Source organism: Pseudarthrobacter sp. efr-133-R2A-89 (assembly GCF_030209315.1).
Classification (GTDB): Bacteria; Actinomycetota; Actinomycetes; order Actinomycetales; family Micrococcaceae; genus Arthrobacter.
This window is the reverse complement of the sequence record NZ_JARVSE010000011.1, coordinates 19,539-35,483: the sequence shown is the minus strand read 5'-3', so window position 1 is coordinate 35,483 and position 15,945 is coordinate 19,539. Positions and strand designations below refer to the sequence as shown.

The 15,945-nt window shown below is 68.1% G+C and carries 19 protein-coding genes and 1 riboswitch; of the genes, 18 read left to right on the top strand and 1 reads right to left on the bottom strand.

Annotation, left to right across the window (positions count from 1 at the left end; all coding sequences use genetic code 11):
• Positions 1 to 6 precede the first annotated feature (6 nt).
• The 13 genes from QRM95_RS18410 to hisF all read left to right on the top strand — a co-directional run bounded on the left by QRM95_RS18410 (position 7) and on the right by hisF (position 11,097).
• Positions 7 to 870, top strand: a complete 864-nt coding sequence (locus QRM95_RS18410; RefSeq protein WP_285248902.1) for a PD-(D/E)XK nuclease family protein — start codon at positions 7 to 9, stop codon at positions 868 to 870.
• A 77-nt stretch (positions 871 to 947) separates the two neighbouring features.
• Positions 948 to 1,538: a peptide deformylase gene (gene def / locus QRM95_RS18405; RefSeq protein ID WP_018761141.1), complete on the top strand. Its 591-nt coding sequence runs from the start codon at positions 948 to 950 to the stop codon at positions 1,536 to 1,538.
• Entirely contained in the window at positions 1,535 to 2,455 is a 921-nt protein-coding gene (gene fmt, locus QRM95_RS18400; protein ID WP_285248901.1) for a methionyl-tRNA formyltransferase, read from the top strand. The genes def and fmt overlap by 4 nt, the downstream gene beginning before the upstream one ends.
• A complete protein-coding gene (locus tag QRM95_RS18395; RefSeq protein ID WP_285248900.1) occupies positions 2,452 to 4,077 on the top strand; it encodes an RsmB/NOP family class I SAM-dependent RNA methyltransferase in 1,626 nt (541 codons plus the stop codon). The genes fmt and QRM95_RS18395 overlap by 4 nt, the downstream gene beginning before the upstream one ends.
• Positions 4,078 to 4,147: 70 nt before the next feature.
• Positions 4,148 to 4,825, top strand: coding sequence for a ribulose-phosphate 3-epimerase (gene rpe / locus QRM95_RS18390; protein WP_018761144.1), 678 nt, complete (start codon positions 4,148 to 4,150; stop codon positions 4,823 to 4,825).
• Between the two features lie 39 nt (positions 4,826 to 4,864).
• Positions 4,865 to 5,013, top strand: a riboswitch (FMN riboswitch).
• Positions 5,014 to 5,183: 170 nt separating this feature from the next.
• On the top strand, positions 5,184 to 6,323 hold the full coding sequence (ribD, locus tag QRM95_RS18385) for a bifunctional diaminohydroxyphosphoribosylaminopyrimidine deaminase/5-amino-6-(5-phosphoribosylamino)uracil reductase RibD (RefSeq protein ID WP_133832269.1): 1,140 nt from the start codon (positions 5,184 to 5,186) through the stop codon (positions 6,321 to 6,323).
• The gene (locus QRM95_RS18380) at positions 6,323 to 6,985 is read left to right on the top strand and encodes a riboflavin synthase (protein WP_018761146.1); all 663 of its coding nucleotides are present in this window, start codon (positions 6,323 to 6,325) and stop codon (positions 6,983 to 6,985) included. The genes ribD and QRM95_RS18380 overlap by 1 nt, the downstream gene beginning before the upstream one ends.
• Positions 6,982 to 7,728, top strand: a complete 747-nt coding sequence (ribB, locus tag QRM95_RS18375) for a 3,4-dihydroxy-2-butanone-4-phosphate synthase (RefSeq protein ID WP_018761147.1) — start codon at positions 6,982 to 6,984, stop codon at positions 7,726 to 7,728. Before QRM95_RS18380 ends, ribB begins: the two co-directional genes overlap by 4 nt.
• On the top strand, positions 7,725 to 8,459 hold the full coding sequence (gene ribA / locus QRM95_RS18370; protein ID WP_018761148.1) for a GTP cyclohydrolase II: 735 nt from the start codon (positions 7,725 to 7,727) through the stop codon (positions 8,457 to 8,459). The genes ribB and ribA overlap by 4 nt, the downstream gene beginning before the upstream one ends.
• Before the next feature lie 18 nt (positions 8,460 to 8,477).
• A complete protein-coding gene (ribH, locus tag QRM95_RS18365; protein WP_109864007.1) occupies positions 8,478 to 8,963 on the top strand; it encodes a 6,7-dimethyl-8-ribityllumazine synthase in 486 nt (161 codons plus the stop codon).
• A gap of 105 nt (positions 8,964 to 9,068) precedes the next feature.
• The gene (locus tag QRM95_RS18360) at positions 9,069 to 9,332 is read left to right on the top strand and encodes a phosphoribosyl-ATP diphosphatase (protein WP_009358176.1); all 264 of its coding nucleotides are present in this window, start codon (positions 9,069 to 9,071) and stop codon (positions 9,330 to 9,332) included.
• Positions 9,333 to 9,417: 85 nt separating this feature from the next.
• Positions 9,418 to 10,278: an ATP phosphoribosyltransferase gene (gene hisG, locus QRM95_RS18355; protein WP_285248899.1), complete on the top strand. Its 861-nt coding sequence runs from the start codon at positions 9,418 to 9,420 to the stop codon at positions 10,276 to 10,278.
• A 42-nt stretch (positions 10,279 to 10,320) separates the two neighbouring features.
• Positions 10,321 to 11,097 (top strand): imidazole glycerol phosphate synthase subunit HisF, encoded by a 777-nt coding sequence (gene hisF, locus QRM95_RS18350; RefSeq protein ID WP_285248898.1) that lies wholly within the window; start codon positions 10,321 to 10,323, stop codon positions 11,095 to 11,097.
• Positions 11,098 to 11,163: 66 nt separating this feature from the next.
• On the opposite strand, the gene QRM95_RS18345 is transcribed toward hisF, so the two are convergent.
• Positions 11,164 to 11,808, bottom strand: coding sequence for a TIGR03085 family metal-binding protein (locus tag QRM95_RS18345; RefSeq protein ID WP_026264411.1), 645 nt, complete (start codon positions 11,806 to 11,808; stop codon positions 11,164 to 11,166).
• A 111-nt stretch (positions 11,809 to 11,919) separates the two neighbouring features.
• Here QRM95_RS18345 and hisI point away from each other — a divergent pair, with 111 nt between their 5' ends.
• The 5 genes from hisI (at position 11,920) to trpC (ending at position 15,932) form a co-directional block, all read left to right on the top strand.
• Entirely contained in the window at positions 11,920 to 12,372 is a 453-nt protein-coding gene (gene hisI / locus QRM95_RS18340) for a phosphoribosyl-AMP cyclohydrolase (protein ID WP_285248897.1), read from the top strand.
• A gap of 114 nt (positions 12,373 to 12,486) precedes the next feature.
• Complete coding sequence (locus QRM95_RS18335; protein ID WP_285248896.1) at positions 12,487 to 14,049, top strand: anthranilate synthase component I; 1,563 nt, start codon at positions 12,487 to 12,489, stop codon at positions 14,047 to 14,049.
• A complete protein-coding gene (locus QRM95_RS18330) occupies positions 14,049 to 14,720 on the top strand; it encodes a Trp biosynthesis-associated membrane protein (RefSeq protein ID WP_285248895.1) in 672 nt (223 codons plus the stop codon). The genes QRM95_RS18335 and QRM95_RS18330 overlap by 1 nt, the downstream gene beginning before the upstream one ends.
• A gap of 103 nt (positions 14,721 to 14,823) precedes the next feature.
• On the top strand, positions 14,824 to 15,111 hold the full coding sequence (locus QRM95_RS18325; RefSeq protein ID WP_285248894.1) for an HGxxPAAW family protein: 288 nt from the start codon (positions 14,824 to 14,826) through the stop codon (positions 15,109 to 15,111).
• The gene (gene trpC / locus QRM95_RS18320) at positions 15,111 to 15,932 is read left to right on the top strand and encodes an indole-3-glycerol phosphate synthase TrpC (RefSeq protein WP_285248893.1); all 822 of its coding nucleotides are present in this window, start codon (positions 15,111 to 15,113) and stop codon (positions 15,930 to 15,932) included. The genes QRM95_RS18325 and trpC overlap by 1 nt, the downstream gene beginning before the upstream one ends.
• Positions 15,933 to 15,945: the final 13 nt, after the last annotated feature.

Genomic DNA, 15,945 nt, shown 5'->3' with positions numbered 1-15,945 from the left:
TTTTGTATGACTGATCCGCTTCTTGCCCACGCTACTGAATACGGCCGGATGTACGCACGGTCCACGTCTGAACAGTTTTCCGTGCCGTCCATCACCACCGTCATCAGCCAGCAGCCGCACGGCCTGGACGGCTGGTTCGGATACATGGGTGCCAGCAGCCTGGCGAACGACCCCCTGCTCGCGGACTGCCTGGGGAGTCCGGCGAAAATCAAGCAGGCCGTCAACCGCGCGGCGAAGGCAGCCGAGACCTACCGGGACGACGCCGCCAGGCGGGGGGACCGGGTCCACAACTACTGCGAGCAGGTGGCGCTCCGCGCGCTGGGCCGCCCGCACACCATGAAGGAAGCCCGCGAGGCCCTGGCCGCGAACGGGGAAGAAGCCTTCGCCGTCCGCTTTGACGAGTGGTGGGAGCTCTTCCGGGTGGAGCCCATCGCCCCCGAGATCACGGTCTGGAACAATACGGTGGGCTATGCAGGCACCCTTGACCTGGTGGCCCGGATCAACGGACGAGTCTGCCTGATCGACTACAAAACCAAGGGCACCACCCGCGACGGACTGGTCAAACCGCTCGATGACAAGGTGGTCATGCAGCTGGTTGCCGGCATGAAGGCGGAGGAAAGCCTGGTGGATGCGGAGGCCGGAACCTGGGAGCCCTGGAAATATGGCGACAACCCGGTCCTGCTGGCTGTCGCCATCGGTGTAACCGAGGTGCGTCCGGTCCGTGCCAATCCCGAAGTCCTCAAGCACCACTGGTGGAAGTTCTGCGCCTTGCGCCGGGTGTGGGAACTGTCCGCGGACACCCTCAGCGCCGGCACGGCGCTGCTGCCCATCGCGCCGCCGCCGCTGGCACAGGCCGCCCGTACCGCCTAGGACCGAGCCGAGCGGCGGGGGACTGCACCTAAACTGGACAGGTTCCCTTTGCCGCCAACCGTGAGGAATAACTGCGCATGGCTATCCTGAATATCCGCATCATCGGGGATCCCGTGCTCCGCACCGTGGCCGATCCCGTGACGGAATTCGGACCCGAGCTTGCCAAACTGGTCGCCGACATGACCGAGACCATGGAGGATGTGGAAGGCGCCGGCCTTGCCGCGCCGCAGGTCGGCGTCAGCAAGCGTGTCTTCACCTACCGCATTGACGGCGTGGAGGGCCACATCATCAACCCGGTGTTGGAGAACAGCGAGGACTACCAACCGGACCAGGTGGAGGGTTGCCTGTCCATCCCCGGCCTCGGCTTCCCGGTCCGCCGTTTCCGCACCACCCGGGTCACCGGCGTCGACATGCACGGCAATCCGGTGACGGTCGACGGCGAGGGTCTGCTGGCGCGGTGCTTCCAGCATGAAAACGACCACTTGGACGGCATCCTCTACACCGACCGGCTGGAGGGTGAAGACCGGAAGGCAGCGCTGCGCTCCATCCGCAATGCCAATTACGACGCCGTCGCCGAACGCACCACGGCCAAGCGCGCCAAGAGCGTCGGGTCCAGCTTCGGCGGCACAAGTTTTGGTGCCCCCGGCAGCTTTGGCAACGCCGAATGAGGGTCCTCTTTGCCGGTACTCCGGCAGTCGCCGTTCCCTCGCTCGATGCCCTGGTCAACGCCGGCTTTGAGGTCGTCGCAGTCCTGACCCGCCCCGATGCGCCGCTGGGGCGCAAGCGCGTGCTGACGCCCTCCCCGGTTGCCCGGCGCGCGGCTGAGCTGGGCATCGATATCATCCACGCGGCCAAGGTGGACGCCGGCACCACCGCACGCATCTCGGCTGCCGCGCCTGACGTGGCAGCCATCGTTGCCTACGGCGGCCTGGTCCCGCCGGCCGCGTTGGCCGTGCCCCGCCACGGCTGGGTCAACTTGCACTTCTCCCTGCTGCCGGCGTGGCGTGGAGCAGCGCCGGTGCAGCGGGCCGTGATGGCCGGAGACGACCTCACCGGTGCCGTCACCTTCCGGCTTGAAGAGGGGCTCGATACCGGTCCCGTCTTCGGGACGCTGACCGAGCCGGTGGGCGCCAACGACACCGCGGGCGACCTGCTCGAGCGGCTGTCGCGCAGCGGAGCGGTCCTGCTGGCCCAGACACTGTCCGCCATCGACGCCGGACAAGCGGTGCCGCAGCCGCAAACGGGCGATGTCACCCTCGCCCCGAAGCTGACCTTGGACGACGGCCGACTCACCTGGGCCCACCCGGCGCTTGCCATCAGCAGGCAGGCGCGCGGCGTCACCCCCGAGCCGGGAGCCTGGACCATGCTGGATGGCCAGCGGATCAAGCTTGAGCCGGTCCGGCTCCGGCCGGATGTTGCCGGCCTGGCGCCGGGGTCGGTGTCCGTCCAGGGAAAGAGCGTCATGGTGGGAACGGGATCGCACGCGGTGGAACTCACCCGGATCCAGCCCGCCGGCAAGAAAATGATGGCTGCCGCCGACTGGGCGCGCGGGATGGCTTCTATGGAGGGCGTGGTGTTCGAATGAGCGGTTCCGGAGAAAACCCGGGCGGCCAGGGTAGGCCCGGAGGGCGGGGGAACGCCGGGCGGAACGGCCAAGGCGGCAGCGGCGTTTCCGGCGGCCGCGGTCGAGGCAGCGGTGGTTCCGGCGATGCCAGCCGGCGGAACGCCAAGGGACGGGAACGCAACCGCGGGCCGCAACGGAGCTTCACCGAGCAGGCGCCGTCGCAGCGGACCCGGCGCGCCGACCCCGCACGGCTGGTGGCCTTCGAGGTTTTGCGCGCCGTCGCACAGGAGGATGCCTACGCCAACCTGGTGCTGCCCGCACGGATCCGGCACCACCACCTGGACAAGCGGGACGCCGGCTTCGCCACCGAGTTGAGCTACGGTGCGCTGCGCAGCCAAGGCACCTACGACGCCATCCTGGCCCGGTGCGTGGACAGGCCGCTTGACCAGCTTGATCCGGCCGTCCTCGACGCCCTCCGGATCGGCGTCCACCAGCTGCTGGCCATGAGGGTCCCGGCCCATGCGGCATTGGACCAAACGGTTGGACTGGCCCGCGCCGTCATCGGTGCAGGCCCTTCGGCACTGATCAATGCAGTCCTGCGCAAGGTCACGGCCCGCACCCTTGATGAATGGCTGGACCTTCTGGTGGCGGGCGAAACCGACGACACGAAGATCGCGTCGCTGCGGTACGCCCACCCGGAATGGATTGTCCGGGCCATGCGGCAATCGCTGGTGGCGCACGGCCGCCCCGTCACCGAGATCAACGCGCTGCTCGAAGCTGACAATGCGGCACCCGTGGTCAACCTGGTGGCGCTGCCCGGGCTCGGGAGCCTGGAGGAAGCCCTGGAAACCGGTGCCAGGCCCGGTGAACTGGTGGAGGGATCCGCGCTGTCCAGCGGCGGGGACCTGGGCCGCCTGGCCTCTGTCCGGGCCGGAACCACCCGCGTGCAGGACGTCGGTTCCCAATTGGTGGCCAGGGCGCTTGCCGCCGTCGACCTTGGCCCGGCGGCGGATGCCGCTGGCGGGCCAACTGCGGCCGTTTCCCCGGAGGCGTGGCTTGATCTTTGTGCGGGGCCTGGCGGGAAGGCGGCATTGCTGGGGGCCCTGGCCCACCAGCGCGGCGCCACGCTCCTGGCGAACGAACCGGCGCCGCACCGGGCAAAGCTCGTGGGCCAGGCCCTGGCCGCGGTGCCGCACGAGAGCTGGCAGGTCCGCACCGGAGACGGCCGCGATGTCGGAACGGAGCAGCCCGGCGGTTTCGACCGCGTCCTCGTGGACGTCCCGTGCACGGGCCTGGGAGCGCTGCGCCGCCGTCCGGAGTCCCGGTGGCGGCGCTCACCCAAGGACATCGCGGACCTCGGCCCGCTGCAGCGTGAGCTGCTGGCATCCGCGCTGGCAGCGGTCCGTCCCGGGGGAGTCGTTGCCTACGTGACCTGTTCGCCGCATCCGGCGGAAACCACCGCCGTCGTGGCTGACGCACTCCGGAAACGCGACGACCTTGAGCTCCTTGATGCCGGCGCCGCCCTGGACGCGGTCAGCCTCACCGGCAACCTTGGCGCCGGACATGAGTTGACCGCCCAGCTTTGGCCCCATGTCCACCACACCGACGCCATGTTCCTGGCCCTCATCAAAAAGACATCCTGACCCGGAGTGTCCCTGCCAGGGCAGGGACACTCCCGGCAACACCCCCACACCTTCAGCGAAAGGCACTTCCGTGGCGCAATGCTGCATCAACCCGAGCATCCTCTCCGCCGACTTCGTCAACCTTGAGGCCGAACTCCAGCGGATCAGCAACGCCGACGCCGTGCACGTGGACGTGATGGACAACCACTTCGTCCCCAACCTCACCCTTGGGCTGCCGGTCGTGCAGCGGATCCAGGTGGTCAGCCCCGTTCCGCTGGATGCGCACCTGATGATTGCCGATGCCGACCGCTGGGCGCCCGGGTTCGCCGACGCCGGGCTCGCCTCGGTCACCTTCCACGCCGAGGCCTCCATCGCCCCCATCAAGCTCGCGCGGGAACTGCGCAGCAGGGGCGCCAAGGCCGGGATGGCCTTGCGGCCGGCCACGGCGGTTGAACCGTACCTGGACATGCTGCCGGAACTGGACATGCTGCTGATCATGACCGTGGAACCGGGCTTCGGCGGCCAGGCTTTCCTGGATATCACGCTGCCCAAGATCCGCAGGGCCCGGGAAGCGGTGGACGGTTCGGGACTGGGAGTCGCCATCCAGGTGGACGGCGGTATTTCGGAGGACACCATCGCCCGCGCCGCCGAAGCCGGCGCCAACGTCTTCGTCGCCGGCTCCGCGGTCTACGGTGCGGAGGATCCGGCCGCAGCCATCGAGCTGCTCCGTGCAAAGGCCAGCCGGACGTTACGTGCGGCGACGGAATAACCGGCTGCCCCTGCCGGTTGTGGCACAATAACAACACACATACGTGCTCCGGGGTCGGTGTAAGTCCGAACCGGCGGTGACAGTCCGCGACCCGCGAGCCGGTGCCCTTTCCACAGGGACCCGGCAGACGGTTGAACCGGTGGAATTCCGGTACCGACAGTTAAAGTCTGGATGAGAGAAGCACGTACAGCTGTATCTGCGGGCCTTTGGGCTCCGCAGCGTTCTGCTGTCGTATATCCCCGGAGCCATCGCGGTTCGAGAGGGAAGGAACGACACGAATGAACCCCCAGCGATGGCTCTTCAACGCCACAAGCCCTGCTGCTTCCACGGCAGGCACCAACTCCCCGACGGCCGCCGCATGAGCGGTGCAGTTGAACTGAAACCAGCCGCCGGAGTAGTCACAGCCTTCAGCACGGATGAAATCCGGGCCATGGAGGAAGCCCTCGAGGCAGCCCTGCGGGGTCCGCGCGGCGCCAATCCGTTGGTGGGTGCCGTCGTCATCGGCCCCGACGGCCGCCACCTGGTCACCGGCCACCACCGCGGTGCCGGCACCGCCCACGCCGAAGCCGACGCCATAGCCCAGGCTGCCGCCGTCGGCATGGACCTCTCCGGCTGCACCATGGTGGTCACGCTCGAACCCTGCAACCACGTGGGCCGCACCGGGCCGTGCACGGAAGCGATCATCGCCGCGGGGATCACCGACGTGGTCTACGCCATCGACGACCCTCATGACCCTGCCGCCGGGGGAGCAGCCACCCTCCGCGCCGCCGGGGTAAGTGTCCGCAGCGGCCTCGGCGCCGAGGAAGCGCTGGACCTGAACCGGCAATGGTTTGAGGCCGTCGCGGCCAAGCGGCCCTTCGTCACGCTGCACATCGCACAAACCCTGGACGCCAGGATCGCTGCCGAAGACGGCACCAGCCAGTGGATCTCCAGCCCGGAATCGCTGGCGGACAACCACGGGATCCGCGGACGCATCGATGCCATCCTGGTGGGCACGCAGACCGTGCTGGTGGACAACCCGCGCCTGACCGCCCGAAACCCCTCCGGTGGGCTGGCCGCCAAACAGCCCGTACGGGCCGTCATGGGGCTCCGGGACATTCCCGACGACGCAGCAATCCGCGGCGATGACGGCCTGGCCGTCCACCTGCCCACCCGCGACCCCGCCGAAGCCCTGTCCATGCTGTACGACGCAGGCGCCCGCCACATCATGGTGGAGGGAGGATCACGGATCCTCAGCTCATTCCTCTCGGCCGGGCTCGTTGATGAACTGATCATGTACCTCGCCCCCACTTTGCTGGGCTCGGGCACCCCGGCCCTGGACGGGCTGGGCATCACCACCCTTGCCGACGCCCAGCAATGGGAATGGGACCAGTCCGACGGCGGCGCCGTGCGGACGCTCGGCCGGGACCTGAGACTTCACCTAAGACCGCAACGCAGAGTTGCACTGGACCACCAACCAACCCGCGGTACCGCGGAGCAAGCCCAGGGAGGCCGCTGATGTTCACCGGAATTATCGCCGAGCAGGGGCAGGTGCTGTCCGTTGAGCGCGACGGCGACACCAGCGCCACCGTCCGGCTCCACGCACCCGGGTCCACGGAGGGCCTGGCACTTGGCGGTTCGATCGCCGTCAACGGGGTCTGCCTCACGGCCACCGCCATTGACGGCAAGGAGTTCAGCGTCGACGTCATGGGCGAAACACTGCTCCGGAGCACCATCGGCGAACTCGCTGCCGGCGACTCCGTCAACCTTGAACGCTGCGTCCCCGCCGGCGGCCGATTGGACGGGCATGTGGTGCAAGGCCATGTGGACGGCGTAGGTGTCCTGCTGGAAAGGGAAGCCCAAGGCAACTGGGAGCGGCTGCGCTTCGGCGTTCCCGCCAACCTGGCCCGCTACATTGCAGAAAAAGGCTCCATCGCCATCGACGGCGTTTCCCTCACCGTTACTGCCGTCAGCCCCGCGTCCGAGCAGGAACCCTGGTTTGAGGTAGGCCTCATTCCCACGACGCTGGCTGAGACCGGCCTGGGCACCAAGCACACCGGCAGCCGGGTGAACCTGGAAGTCGACGTGCTGGCCAAGTACACCGAACGGCTGCTGGCCTTCCGCGAACCGGCCTCCGCGGCCGGTGCCGGCGAGGCTGCCACCGCTGGAGGTGCACGGTGAACGCCGCGGTACACCTGGACACGCCCGTCGCCGGAGACCCGGCCACCGGCCAGCCGGTGGCCCAGGCGCCGGGCAAAGGCCTGGACCCGATCGAGGACGCCGTGCGCGCCATGGCCGCCGGCCGGCCGGTGCTGGTGGTCGACAATGAGGACCGCGAGAACGAAGGCGACATCATCTTCGCGGCCCAGCACGCCACACCGGCGCTGATGGGCTGGACCATCCGCTACAGCTCGGGCGTAATCTGCGTGCCGCTGACGGGTGCCCGGGCCGATGCCCTGGAGCTGCCCCCGATGACGGCCGTCAACCAGGACGCGAAGGGCACCGCCTACACGGTCTCCTGCGACGCGGCCACCGGCGTGAGCACGGGAATTTCCGCGACGGACCGTGCCTTGACGGCCCGCATCCTGGCGGACCCGCACGCGGTTCCTGCCTCTGTGACCCGGCCGGGGCATATTTTCCCGCTTCGTGCGGTTGAGGGAGGTGTGCGGGAACGCCAGGGCCACACCGAGGCCGCGGTGGACTTGTGCCGCCTTGCCGGCCTGGAGCCTGTCGGGGTGATCGCGGAAGTAGTGTATGACGACGGTGAAATGATGCGCCTGGACGGCCTCAGGACTTTTGCGGCCGACCATGGGTGCCCGCTGATCTCGATCGAGGACCTGGTGGCGTATCTTGAAGCCGGGGCCGGGGGAACCCAGCGCGAGAAGGTCCGGGTCACGCCGGGCGAAGAGAAGGAGAAGCCATGACGGCATCGGCAGCCAGAGACGACAGCCACCAGGACGGCCACAGGGACCACCACTCGGTACCCGGTGCCGGGACCTACCCCGTCAGCGGAGGTCCCATTGTGCAACTGCCCACCGCCTTCGGCGACTTTGTGGCCCAGGCCTGGACCGACGTCCTCACCGGTGTGGAGCACCTGGCCGTGAGCTCGCCCAACGCGCCCACTGACGGCAAGGCACCGCTGGTGCGGCTGCACTCCGAGTGCCTCACCGGCGACGTCTTCGGTTCCTACCGGTGCGACTGCGGGGAACAGCTTGCCTTCGCGCTGGAACTGATCCGCGACAACGGCGGCACCCTGCTCTACCTGCGCGGGCAGGAAGGCCGGGGCATCGGTCTCGCCAACAAGATCAAGGCCTACGCGCTGCAGGAAGCGGGCTTCGACACCGTGGAAGCCAACGAACAGCTGGGCCTGCCGGTTGACGCGCGGTGCTACAAGGCCGCGGCCCAGATCCTCGCCGAAATGGGCCTGCACGAGGTCCGGCTGCTGAGCAACAACCCGGACAAGCAGAACAGGCTGGCCCAGGCCGGCGTCAAGGTGGTGGAAATGGTCCCCACCGAGGTCCCCTCCCGCGAACAGAACATCCGGTACCTGCGCACCAAGAAGGACCGGATGGAGCACCGGCTCCTGCTGGACACCAGCGTGGCACCGGTGCCCGTACCGGCCCCCGAATCCCCTTACGACCACGAACAAGACTGAACGGAACACGACACACCCATGAGCGGACACGGCGCCCCCGACATCGACCTCAGCACCCTCAACCCGGCCGAGACTTCGCAGCTGAAGCTCGCCATCGTGGCAGCCAGCTGGCACACGCAGATCATGGACGGCCTCCTGGACGGCGCCCTGCGGGCCGCGAAGGACGCAGGCATCAGCGAACCCACCGTCCTGCGCGTTCCCGGCAGTTTCGAGCTGCCGGTGGCCGCCGCACGCCTGGCCCCGCATTTCGACGCCGTGGTGGCCCTCGGCGTCGTGATCCGCGGTGGAACGCCGCACTTTGACTACGTCTGCCAGGCCGCGACGTCGGGCCTCACCGACGTCAGCGTTTCCACCGGGGTGCCGGTGGGCTTCGGAGTGCTCACCTGCGACAACGAGCAGCAGGGCCTGGACCGCGCAGGACTTCCCGGCTCCAAGGAAGACAAGGGGCATGAGGCGGTCACCGCTGCCCTGGCCACGGCCGTGGTCCTGAAACAGTACGCATAACTCCGATGTCCACGTGGCGGGCGCGGTGTGTATTCGCTCACATCGCGCCCGTCATGCAACGGCCCGGGAAGCGCCCGTGCGGCCGCAGCAAGTAGGCTGGAGGGCGTGAAGAATTTCGAGACGCTGTTCGCTGAGCTCAGCGAGAAGGCAGCCACCCGTCCGGAAGGCTCCCGCACCGTCGCAGAATTGGAGTCCGGTGTTCACGGCATCGGCAAGAAAGTCGTTGAGGAAGCAGCCGAAGTATGGATGGCTGCCGAATATGAATCCGATGAAGCCGCGGCAGAGGAAATTTCCCAGCTTTTGTACCATCTGCAGGTTCTGATGCTCGCCAAAGGCCTGACCCTGGAAGACGTCTACAAGCATCTGTAGCCACTGGTCCGGCGCCTGCCGCCGGCCCCGCTGTGGCCTTCATTTGCCTGAAAATCCAGACCTTCCACCCCAGAAAGAATTTCCCATGCTGCGATTAGCCGTCCCCAATAAGGGCTCCCTGTCAGAAGCCGCCTCCGCCATGCTCTCCGAAGCCGGATACCGCCAACGCCGCGACAGCCGCGAACTGGTCATGGTGGACCCGGACAACGACATCGAGTTCTTCTTCCTCCGCCCCCGCGACATCGCGGTCTACGTCGGCCAGGGAACGCTCGACGTCGGCATCACCGGCCGCGACCTCCTTCTGGACGCCGAGGTGGAAGCCGAGGAGTTGCTGCCGCTTGGGTTCGCCGCCTCCACCTTCCGCTTTGCCGGTCCGGTGGGCGACTTCAGCTCTGCCGCAGAGCTCGAAGGCAAGCGACTGGCCACCAGCTACGACGGACTCCTGCGCAACTACCTCGCCGAACGGGGCATCAACGCCAAGGTGGTCAGGCTCGACGGCGCCGTTGAGTCTTCCGTCCGGCTTGGCGTCGCGGATGCCATCGCCGACGTCGTGGAGACCGGGAACACCCTCAAGGCCGCCGGCATGGAAATTTTCGGCGAGCCCATCCTGAAGTCCGAAGCCGTCCTGATCCGGCGCACCGGCAATGGCGGCGCGGCGAACGGCACCGCCAAGGAAATCGAGGTGCTCATCCGGCGCCTCCAGGGTGTCCTGGTGGCGCGCCAGTACGTGCTGATGGACTACGACATCCGCAAGGAACTCGTGGAAAAGGCCGCAGGCCTGACCCCCGGCCTGGAATCGCCCACGGTCTCGCCGCTCCGGGACTCGGACTGGGTCGCCGTACGGTCCATGGTTCCCAAGAAGGAAACCAACCGGATCATGGATGAACTGTACGACCTCGGCGCCCGCGCCATCCTGGTCAGCAGCATCCACGCCTGCCGCATCTGATCACCGGCGACCCTCAGCAGCACTGAAAATCCAGGAGTTCCCATGGCAGTAGCAGTACGCGTCATTCCCTGCCTCGACGTCGACGCCGGACGCGTCGTCAAGGGCGTCAACTTCGAGGGCCTCCGCGACGCCGGGGACCCCGTGGAACTGGCGCACCGGTACGACAATGCCGGCGCCGACGAACTGACCTTCCTCGATGTCACGGCCTCCTCCGGAAACCGCGAGACCACCTTCGACGTGGTCCGCCGCACCGCCGAGGAAGTCTTCATCCCGCTCACCGTCGGCGGCGGCGTCCGGGGCGTCGCCGAGGTGGACAAACTCCTCCGGTACGGCGCCGACAAGGCCTCCATCAACACCGCTGCCGTGGCGCGGCCGGACGTCATCGACGAAATCACGCGCCACTTCGGATCCCAGGTGCTCGTTCTGTCCGTCGACGCCCGCCGCACCCGCCCGGGGTCCCGGCCCACGCCGTCGGGATTCGAAGTGACCACCCACGGCGGACGCACCGGGACCGGGATTGACGCCATCGCGTGGGCGAAGGAAGCCGCCGACCGCGGCGTGGGGGAGATCCTCCTCAACTCCATCGACGCCGACGGCACCAAGGACGGCTTCGACCTCGAACTCATCAAGCTGGTCCGGGCCGCGGTCAGGGTGCCGATCATCGCCTCCGGCGGCGCAGGGGAGCCCGCACACTTCCCGCCGGCGGTTGCTGCCGGCGCGGATGCCGTGCTGGCGGCGTCGATTTTCCACTGGGGCCCGGACGACATGATGTCCCAGGTCAAGGACGCCATCCGCGCGGCAGGCTTCGAAGTACGTTAACCCAACTGACTCGCATTTGTTGTCGGTATGAACGCTCATAACGGCAACAAATGCGACCCAGTTGGGTCAGAGGCCTACTTCGGCTGACTGCAGGAGGGCGACGGCGTCCGGCTGGCCTTCGAAGGTGACCAGGGCGTGGCGCGTGCGGCCGTGCGCGTGCATCAGCAGTTCGCCCGGCTCACCCACGATGGCCACGGAGACCGGCGCCCGCTTGGCGACGTGGCGGGGACCGGACGGACGGACCAGCACAATGCCGAGGTCCACTCCCCGGTACAGGATGGCGGCACGCTTGACCAGTTCGTCCCAGAGCGCATCAGAGTACGCCTCGTCCAAGGCCCGTGGCGCCCACCGGTCCACCGCCCGGCGGACGTCCTCGGTGTGCACGAAGTACTCGATCAGGTTGGCGCTTTCGTCCAGGGCTTTGATGCTCATCGGCGAAAGGGCCGGCGGCCCGGCACGGAAGGTGTTGACCAGCCGGGCGTAGTCCTCGGTGGTGGTCAGCTTGGCCGCAAGCTTGGCAGTGGCCTGGTCGGAGGCCTTGGCCAGTCGCTTGATGATCAAACCGAGCCCGACGGCGGCCTTGCGCTCCCGCAGGTAGAGGTGCGCGGCAAGGTCCCTGGTGCGCCAGCCCTTGCACAGCGTGGGCGCATCAGGGCCGGCCGCAAGCAGGGTCTCGGCCAGGACTTCTCGGGACGGTTCGACGAAATGCATCACTTGTGAAACTAGCACGAGAGCCGCGAAGTTGGGCAGCATCGCACCGCCCGGTGGCGTGCCGTTGTTCACATCGGGAGGGCGGCCGCCAAAGGCACTAGACTTGACCCGATGTCTGAGCAGCCAACCCCCGCCCCAACCGCCGGATCCAACGGATCCCAGGTACCGTCGTCGTCCGCTGAATCCGCCCCGGCAACACCCGGCTCCGGACCGCTTCCCGAGGACGTGGCAGCCGCGCTCAAGCGCGACGCCGCCGGCCTGGTGGCAGCTGTGGTCCAGCAGTTCGACACCAACGAAGTCCTGATGCTCGGTTGGATGGATGACGAGGCACTGCACCGGACCATGACCACCGGACGCGTCACGTTCTACTCGCGGTCACGCCAGGAGTACTGGCGCAAGGGCGACACTTCCGGGCACGTCCAATGGGTCAAGTCGGTTGCACTGGACTGCGACGGCGACGCACTGCTGGTGCGCGTCGACCAGGTCGGTGCCGCCTGCCACACCGGCACCCGCACCTGCTTCGACGGCAGGGACCTCACCGTCGTCACAGGCCACGCACGCTAGGCCGGACCGGCTGCCGGGCCACGGCGTCCCAGCCGGCCGCGGCCAACCCAGCAAGCACACTCAAGGAGTCCGGCACGGCCGGCCCTTCAGAAGAACAGGCGGACAAGCATAGCCATGCAGGACCTTGGAACCATCAGCCCAAGCCTTGAGGAATTCCGGGAACTCGCCGGCCACAGCCGGGTCATCCCCGTCAGGCTCAAGGTGCTGGCCGACGCCGAGACACCCATCGGCCTGTACCGCAAGCTGGCGCAGGGCCAGCCCGGAACGTTCCTGATGGAATCCGCGGCCGTTGGCGGCGCCTGGTCCCGCTACTCCTTCATCGGTGCCCGGTCCCGTGCCACCTTGACCACCAAGGACGGACAGGCCCACTGGCTGGGCGAGCCGCCCGCCGGCGTCCCGGTCAGCGGGAGCCCCGTCGACGCCGTCCGCGACACCATCGACGCGCTGCGCACCGACCGCTTCGAGGGGCTCCCGCCCTTCACTTCCGGCCTTGTGGGGTTCCTGGGCTGGGAAACCGTCCGGCACTGGGAGCGGCTGGTCAGCCCGCCTGAGGACGACCTGCAGCTGCCGGAGATGGCCCTGAACCTGGTCACCGACATGGCCGTGCACGACAACGTTGACGGCACGGTCCTGCTCATTGCCAACGCCATCAACTTCGACAACAGTTCCGAGCGCGTGGACGAGGCCTGGCATGACGCTGTCGCGCGGGTAAAGGAACTCCTGGCCAAGATCAGCGCCCCCGTGCCGCAGCCGGTCTCCGTGCTGGAACCGGCGGCACTGGATTTTGCGTCCAGCGTCCAGGAACGCTGGGATGAGGCCGAGTACCTGGCCGCCTTGGACCGCGGCAAGGAAGCCATCGTGGACGGCGAGGTCTTCCAAGTGGTGATTTCGCGACGGTTCGAGATGGAGTGCCAGGCGTCCGCCCTGGACGTCTACCGGGTCCTGCGCAACACCAATCCCAGCCCCTACATGTACATCTTCAGCCTGGCCGACGCCGAGGGCCGCGAATACTCCATCGTCGGCTCCTCGCCCGAAGCCCTGGTCACGGTCACCGGCGAGGAAGTCATCACCCACCCGATCGCCGGATCCCGTCCGCGCGGGAAGACGGTGGAAGCGGACAAGGCCCTGGCCGAAGAACTGCTCGCTGACCAAAAGGAACGTGCCGAACACCTGATGCTGGTGGACCTCTCCCGCAACGACCTCTCCAAGGTCTGCGTGGCCGGCACTGTGGACGTCACCCAGTTCATGGAGGTGGAGCGTTTCAGCCACATCATGCACCTGGTGTCCACCGTGGTGGGCAGGCTGGCACCGCAGGCCAAGGCCTACGACGTCCTGAAGGCGACGTTCCCGGCCGGCACCCTGTCCGGCGCGCCCAAGCCCCGGGCGCTGCGCCTGCTGGACGAACTCGAACCGCACCGCCGCGGCATCTACGGCGGGGTGGTGGGCTACCTCGATTTCGCCGGCGACATGGACATGGCCATCGCCATCAGGTCCGCGCTGATCCGCGAAGGCCGGGCCTACGTCCAGGCCGGCGGCGGCATCGTGGCCGACTCCGTGAACCCCACGGAGGCCCTCGAAACCGTCAACAAGGCCGCCGCCCCGCTGCGCGCGGTCCACACCGCCGGGTCCCTGCACAACATCTCCGCGGAATCCCTTCCCGGCCGGACGGAGTCCTGATGGCCGACTCCGGAGTGGCTGCCGGCAGCGCGGGAACAGCGGACAATGCAGGCAACGCCGGCAAAGCGGGCAAAGCCTCAAAAGGCAGGACCACGCCGGTGTGGGCGCGCAAGTCCACGCTGGTCCTGCTGATCACCCTCCTGGCCCTGGCCGCGTTCGGCACCACCACCCAGACGTGGATGACCGCCACCTTGGACCCCAACCAAGCGGGCGCCGCGCAAAACGTCCTGCCCGTGCAGGGGAGCAAGGCAGCCACCACCGTCACAGCCCTGGCCCTGGTGGCCCTGGCCGGCGGGCTTGCCGCCTCCATCGCCGGCAGGATCGCCCGGTGGGTCATCACCGCCATCATCGTCCTTGCCTCGGCCGGCATCGTGACTGCCGCCGCCACCGTCCTCGCGGACCCGCTGGCAGCGGCACAGGGAACGATTGCCACCGCCACCGGCGTCTCCGGCAGCCAGGCGCACGTTGAACTCACCGCTTTCCCGGCAGTGGCCGTCGTCGCCGGCTGCCTGCTGGCCCTGGGCGCCCTGCTGATCATTCCCGCATCCCGGCACTGGAAGGCGCGCACCAAATATGACGCGCCCGTCACAGCCGGGCAGGCGGCCCCGGCCGGACCCGTGGACGAGATCGACAGCTGGGACCGGCTGTCGCGCGGCGACGACCCCACCTGAGCGGCGTCCCGGCGGCGCCGGAACCGGCGGGACGCCTGACGGTACGCGGGCGGCAACCAAAAAATGGCAGAATGTAAGCAGTATCCATCCTGAGGAGATTTCCATGAGCAAAGCACCTGCGTCCGCATCCACGTCCGGCACCCGCACGGTGGCCCCCGGCGTCATTGACCACAGCCAGGAACTTGGCCACGGCAACAGCCCGGCCGCCTGGACCTGCGTCATCGTCATGCTCGTCGGCGCACTCATCGCAGCCATCGCGTTCGTCATCGCCAGCACCCCCATCTTCATCGGCGGAGCCGTGGTCATGGTGATCGGGCTGATCCTCGGTTACGTCATGCGCAGGGCAGGCTACGGCGTCGAAGGCAGCAAGCTGAAGAACTCCGGCCACTGATGGCAACTGTTCTCGACGACATCAACGCCGGTGTCCGGGAGGACATGGAGGCCAGGAAGCGTCTCGTTTCGCTGGCTGAGCTGAAGGACCGGGCCCAGGCAGCCGCGCCCGCACGCGACGCCTGGGCGGCCCTCGGCGGCACCTCCGCAACCCGGGAACAGCTGAAAGTCATCGCGGAAATCAAGCGCCGCAGCCCCTCCAAGGGCGACCTCGCCAGCATCGGGGATCCGGCGTCGCTGGCCAGGCAGTACGCCGACGGCGGCGCGTCCGTCATCAGTGTCCTCACCGAACAGCGCCGCTTCAACGGCTCCCTCGCCGACCTCGACGCCGTGCGCGCCGCCGTCGACGTCCCGCTGCTCCGCAAGGACTTCACGCTTGACGAATACCAGGTCTGGGAGGCCCGTGCCCACGGCGCCGACCTCATCCTGCTGATCGTTGCCGCACTCTCCGACGCCCAGCTCACCGAGTTCAGCGCCCTCAGCGCCGAACTGGGCATGAACGTGCTCGTGGAGACCCACACCGAAGAGGAAATCGAGCGCGCCGTGGCGGCGAACGCCCGGATCATCGGCGTCAACGTGCGCAATCTGAAGACGCTCGACGTCGACCGTTCAGTCTTCGCCTCCTTGGCGGGCCTGATCCCCGGCGAAGCAGTGGTGGTCGCCGAATCGGGCGTCCGCGACGCCGAGGACGTCACGCATTACGCCGCAAACGGCGCCAACGCCATACTGGTGGGCGAGGCCCTGGTGAGCCATGCGACTCCCCGGGAACGAATCGCCGAATTCACTGCCGCGGGTGCCGCCGCGATCGCCGCGCGCCGCTGACGGCACCCCGGCG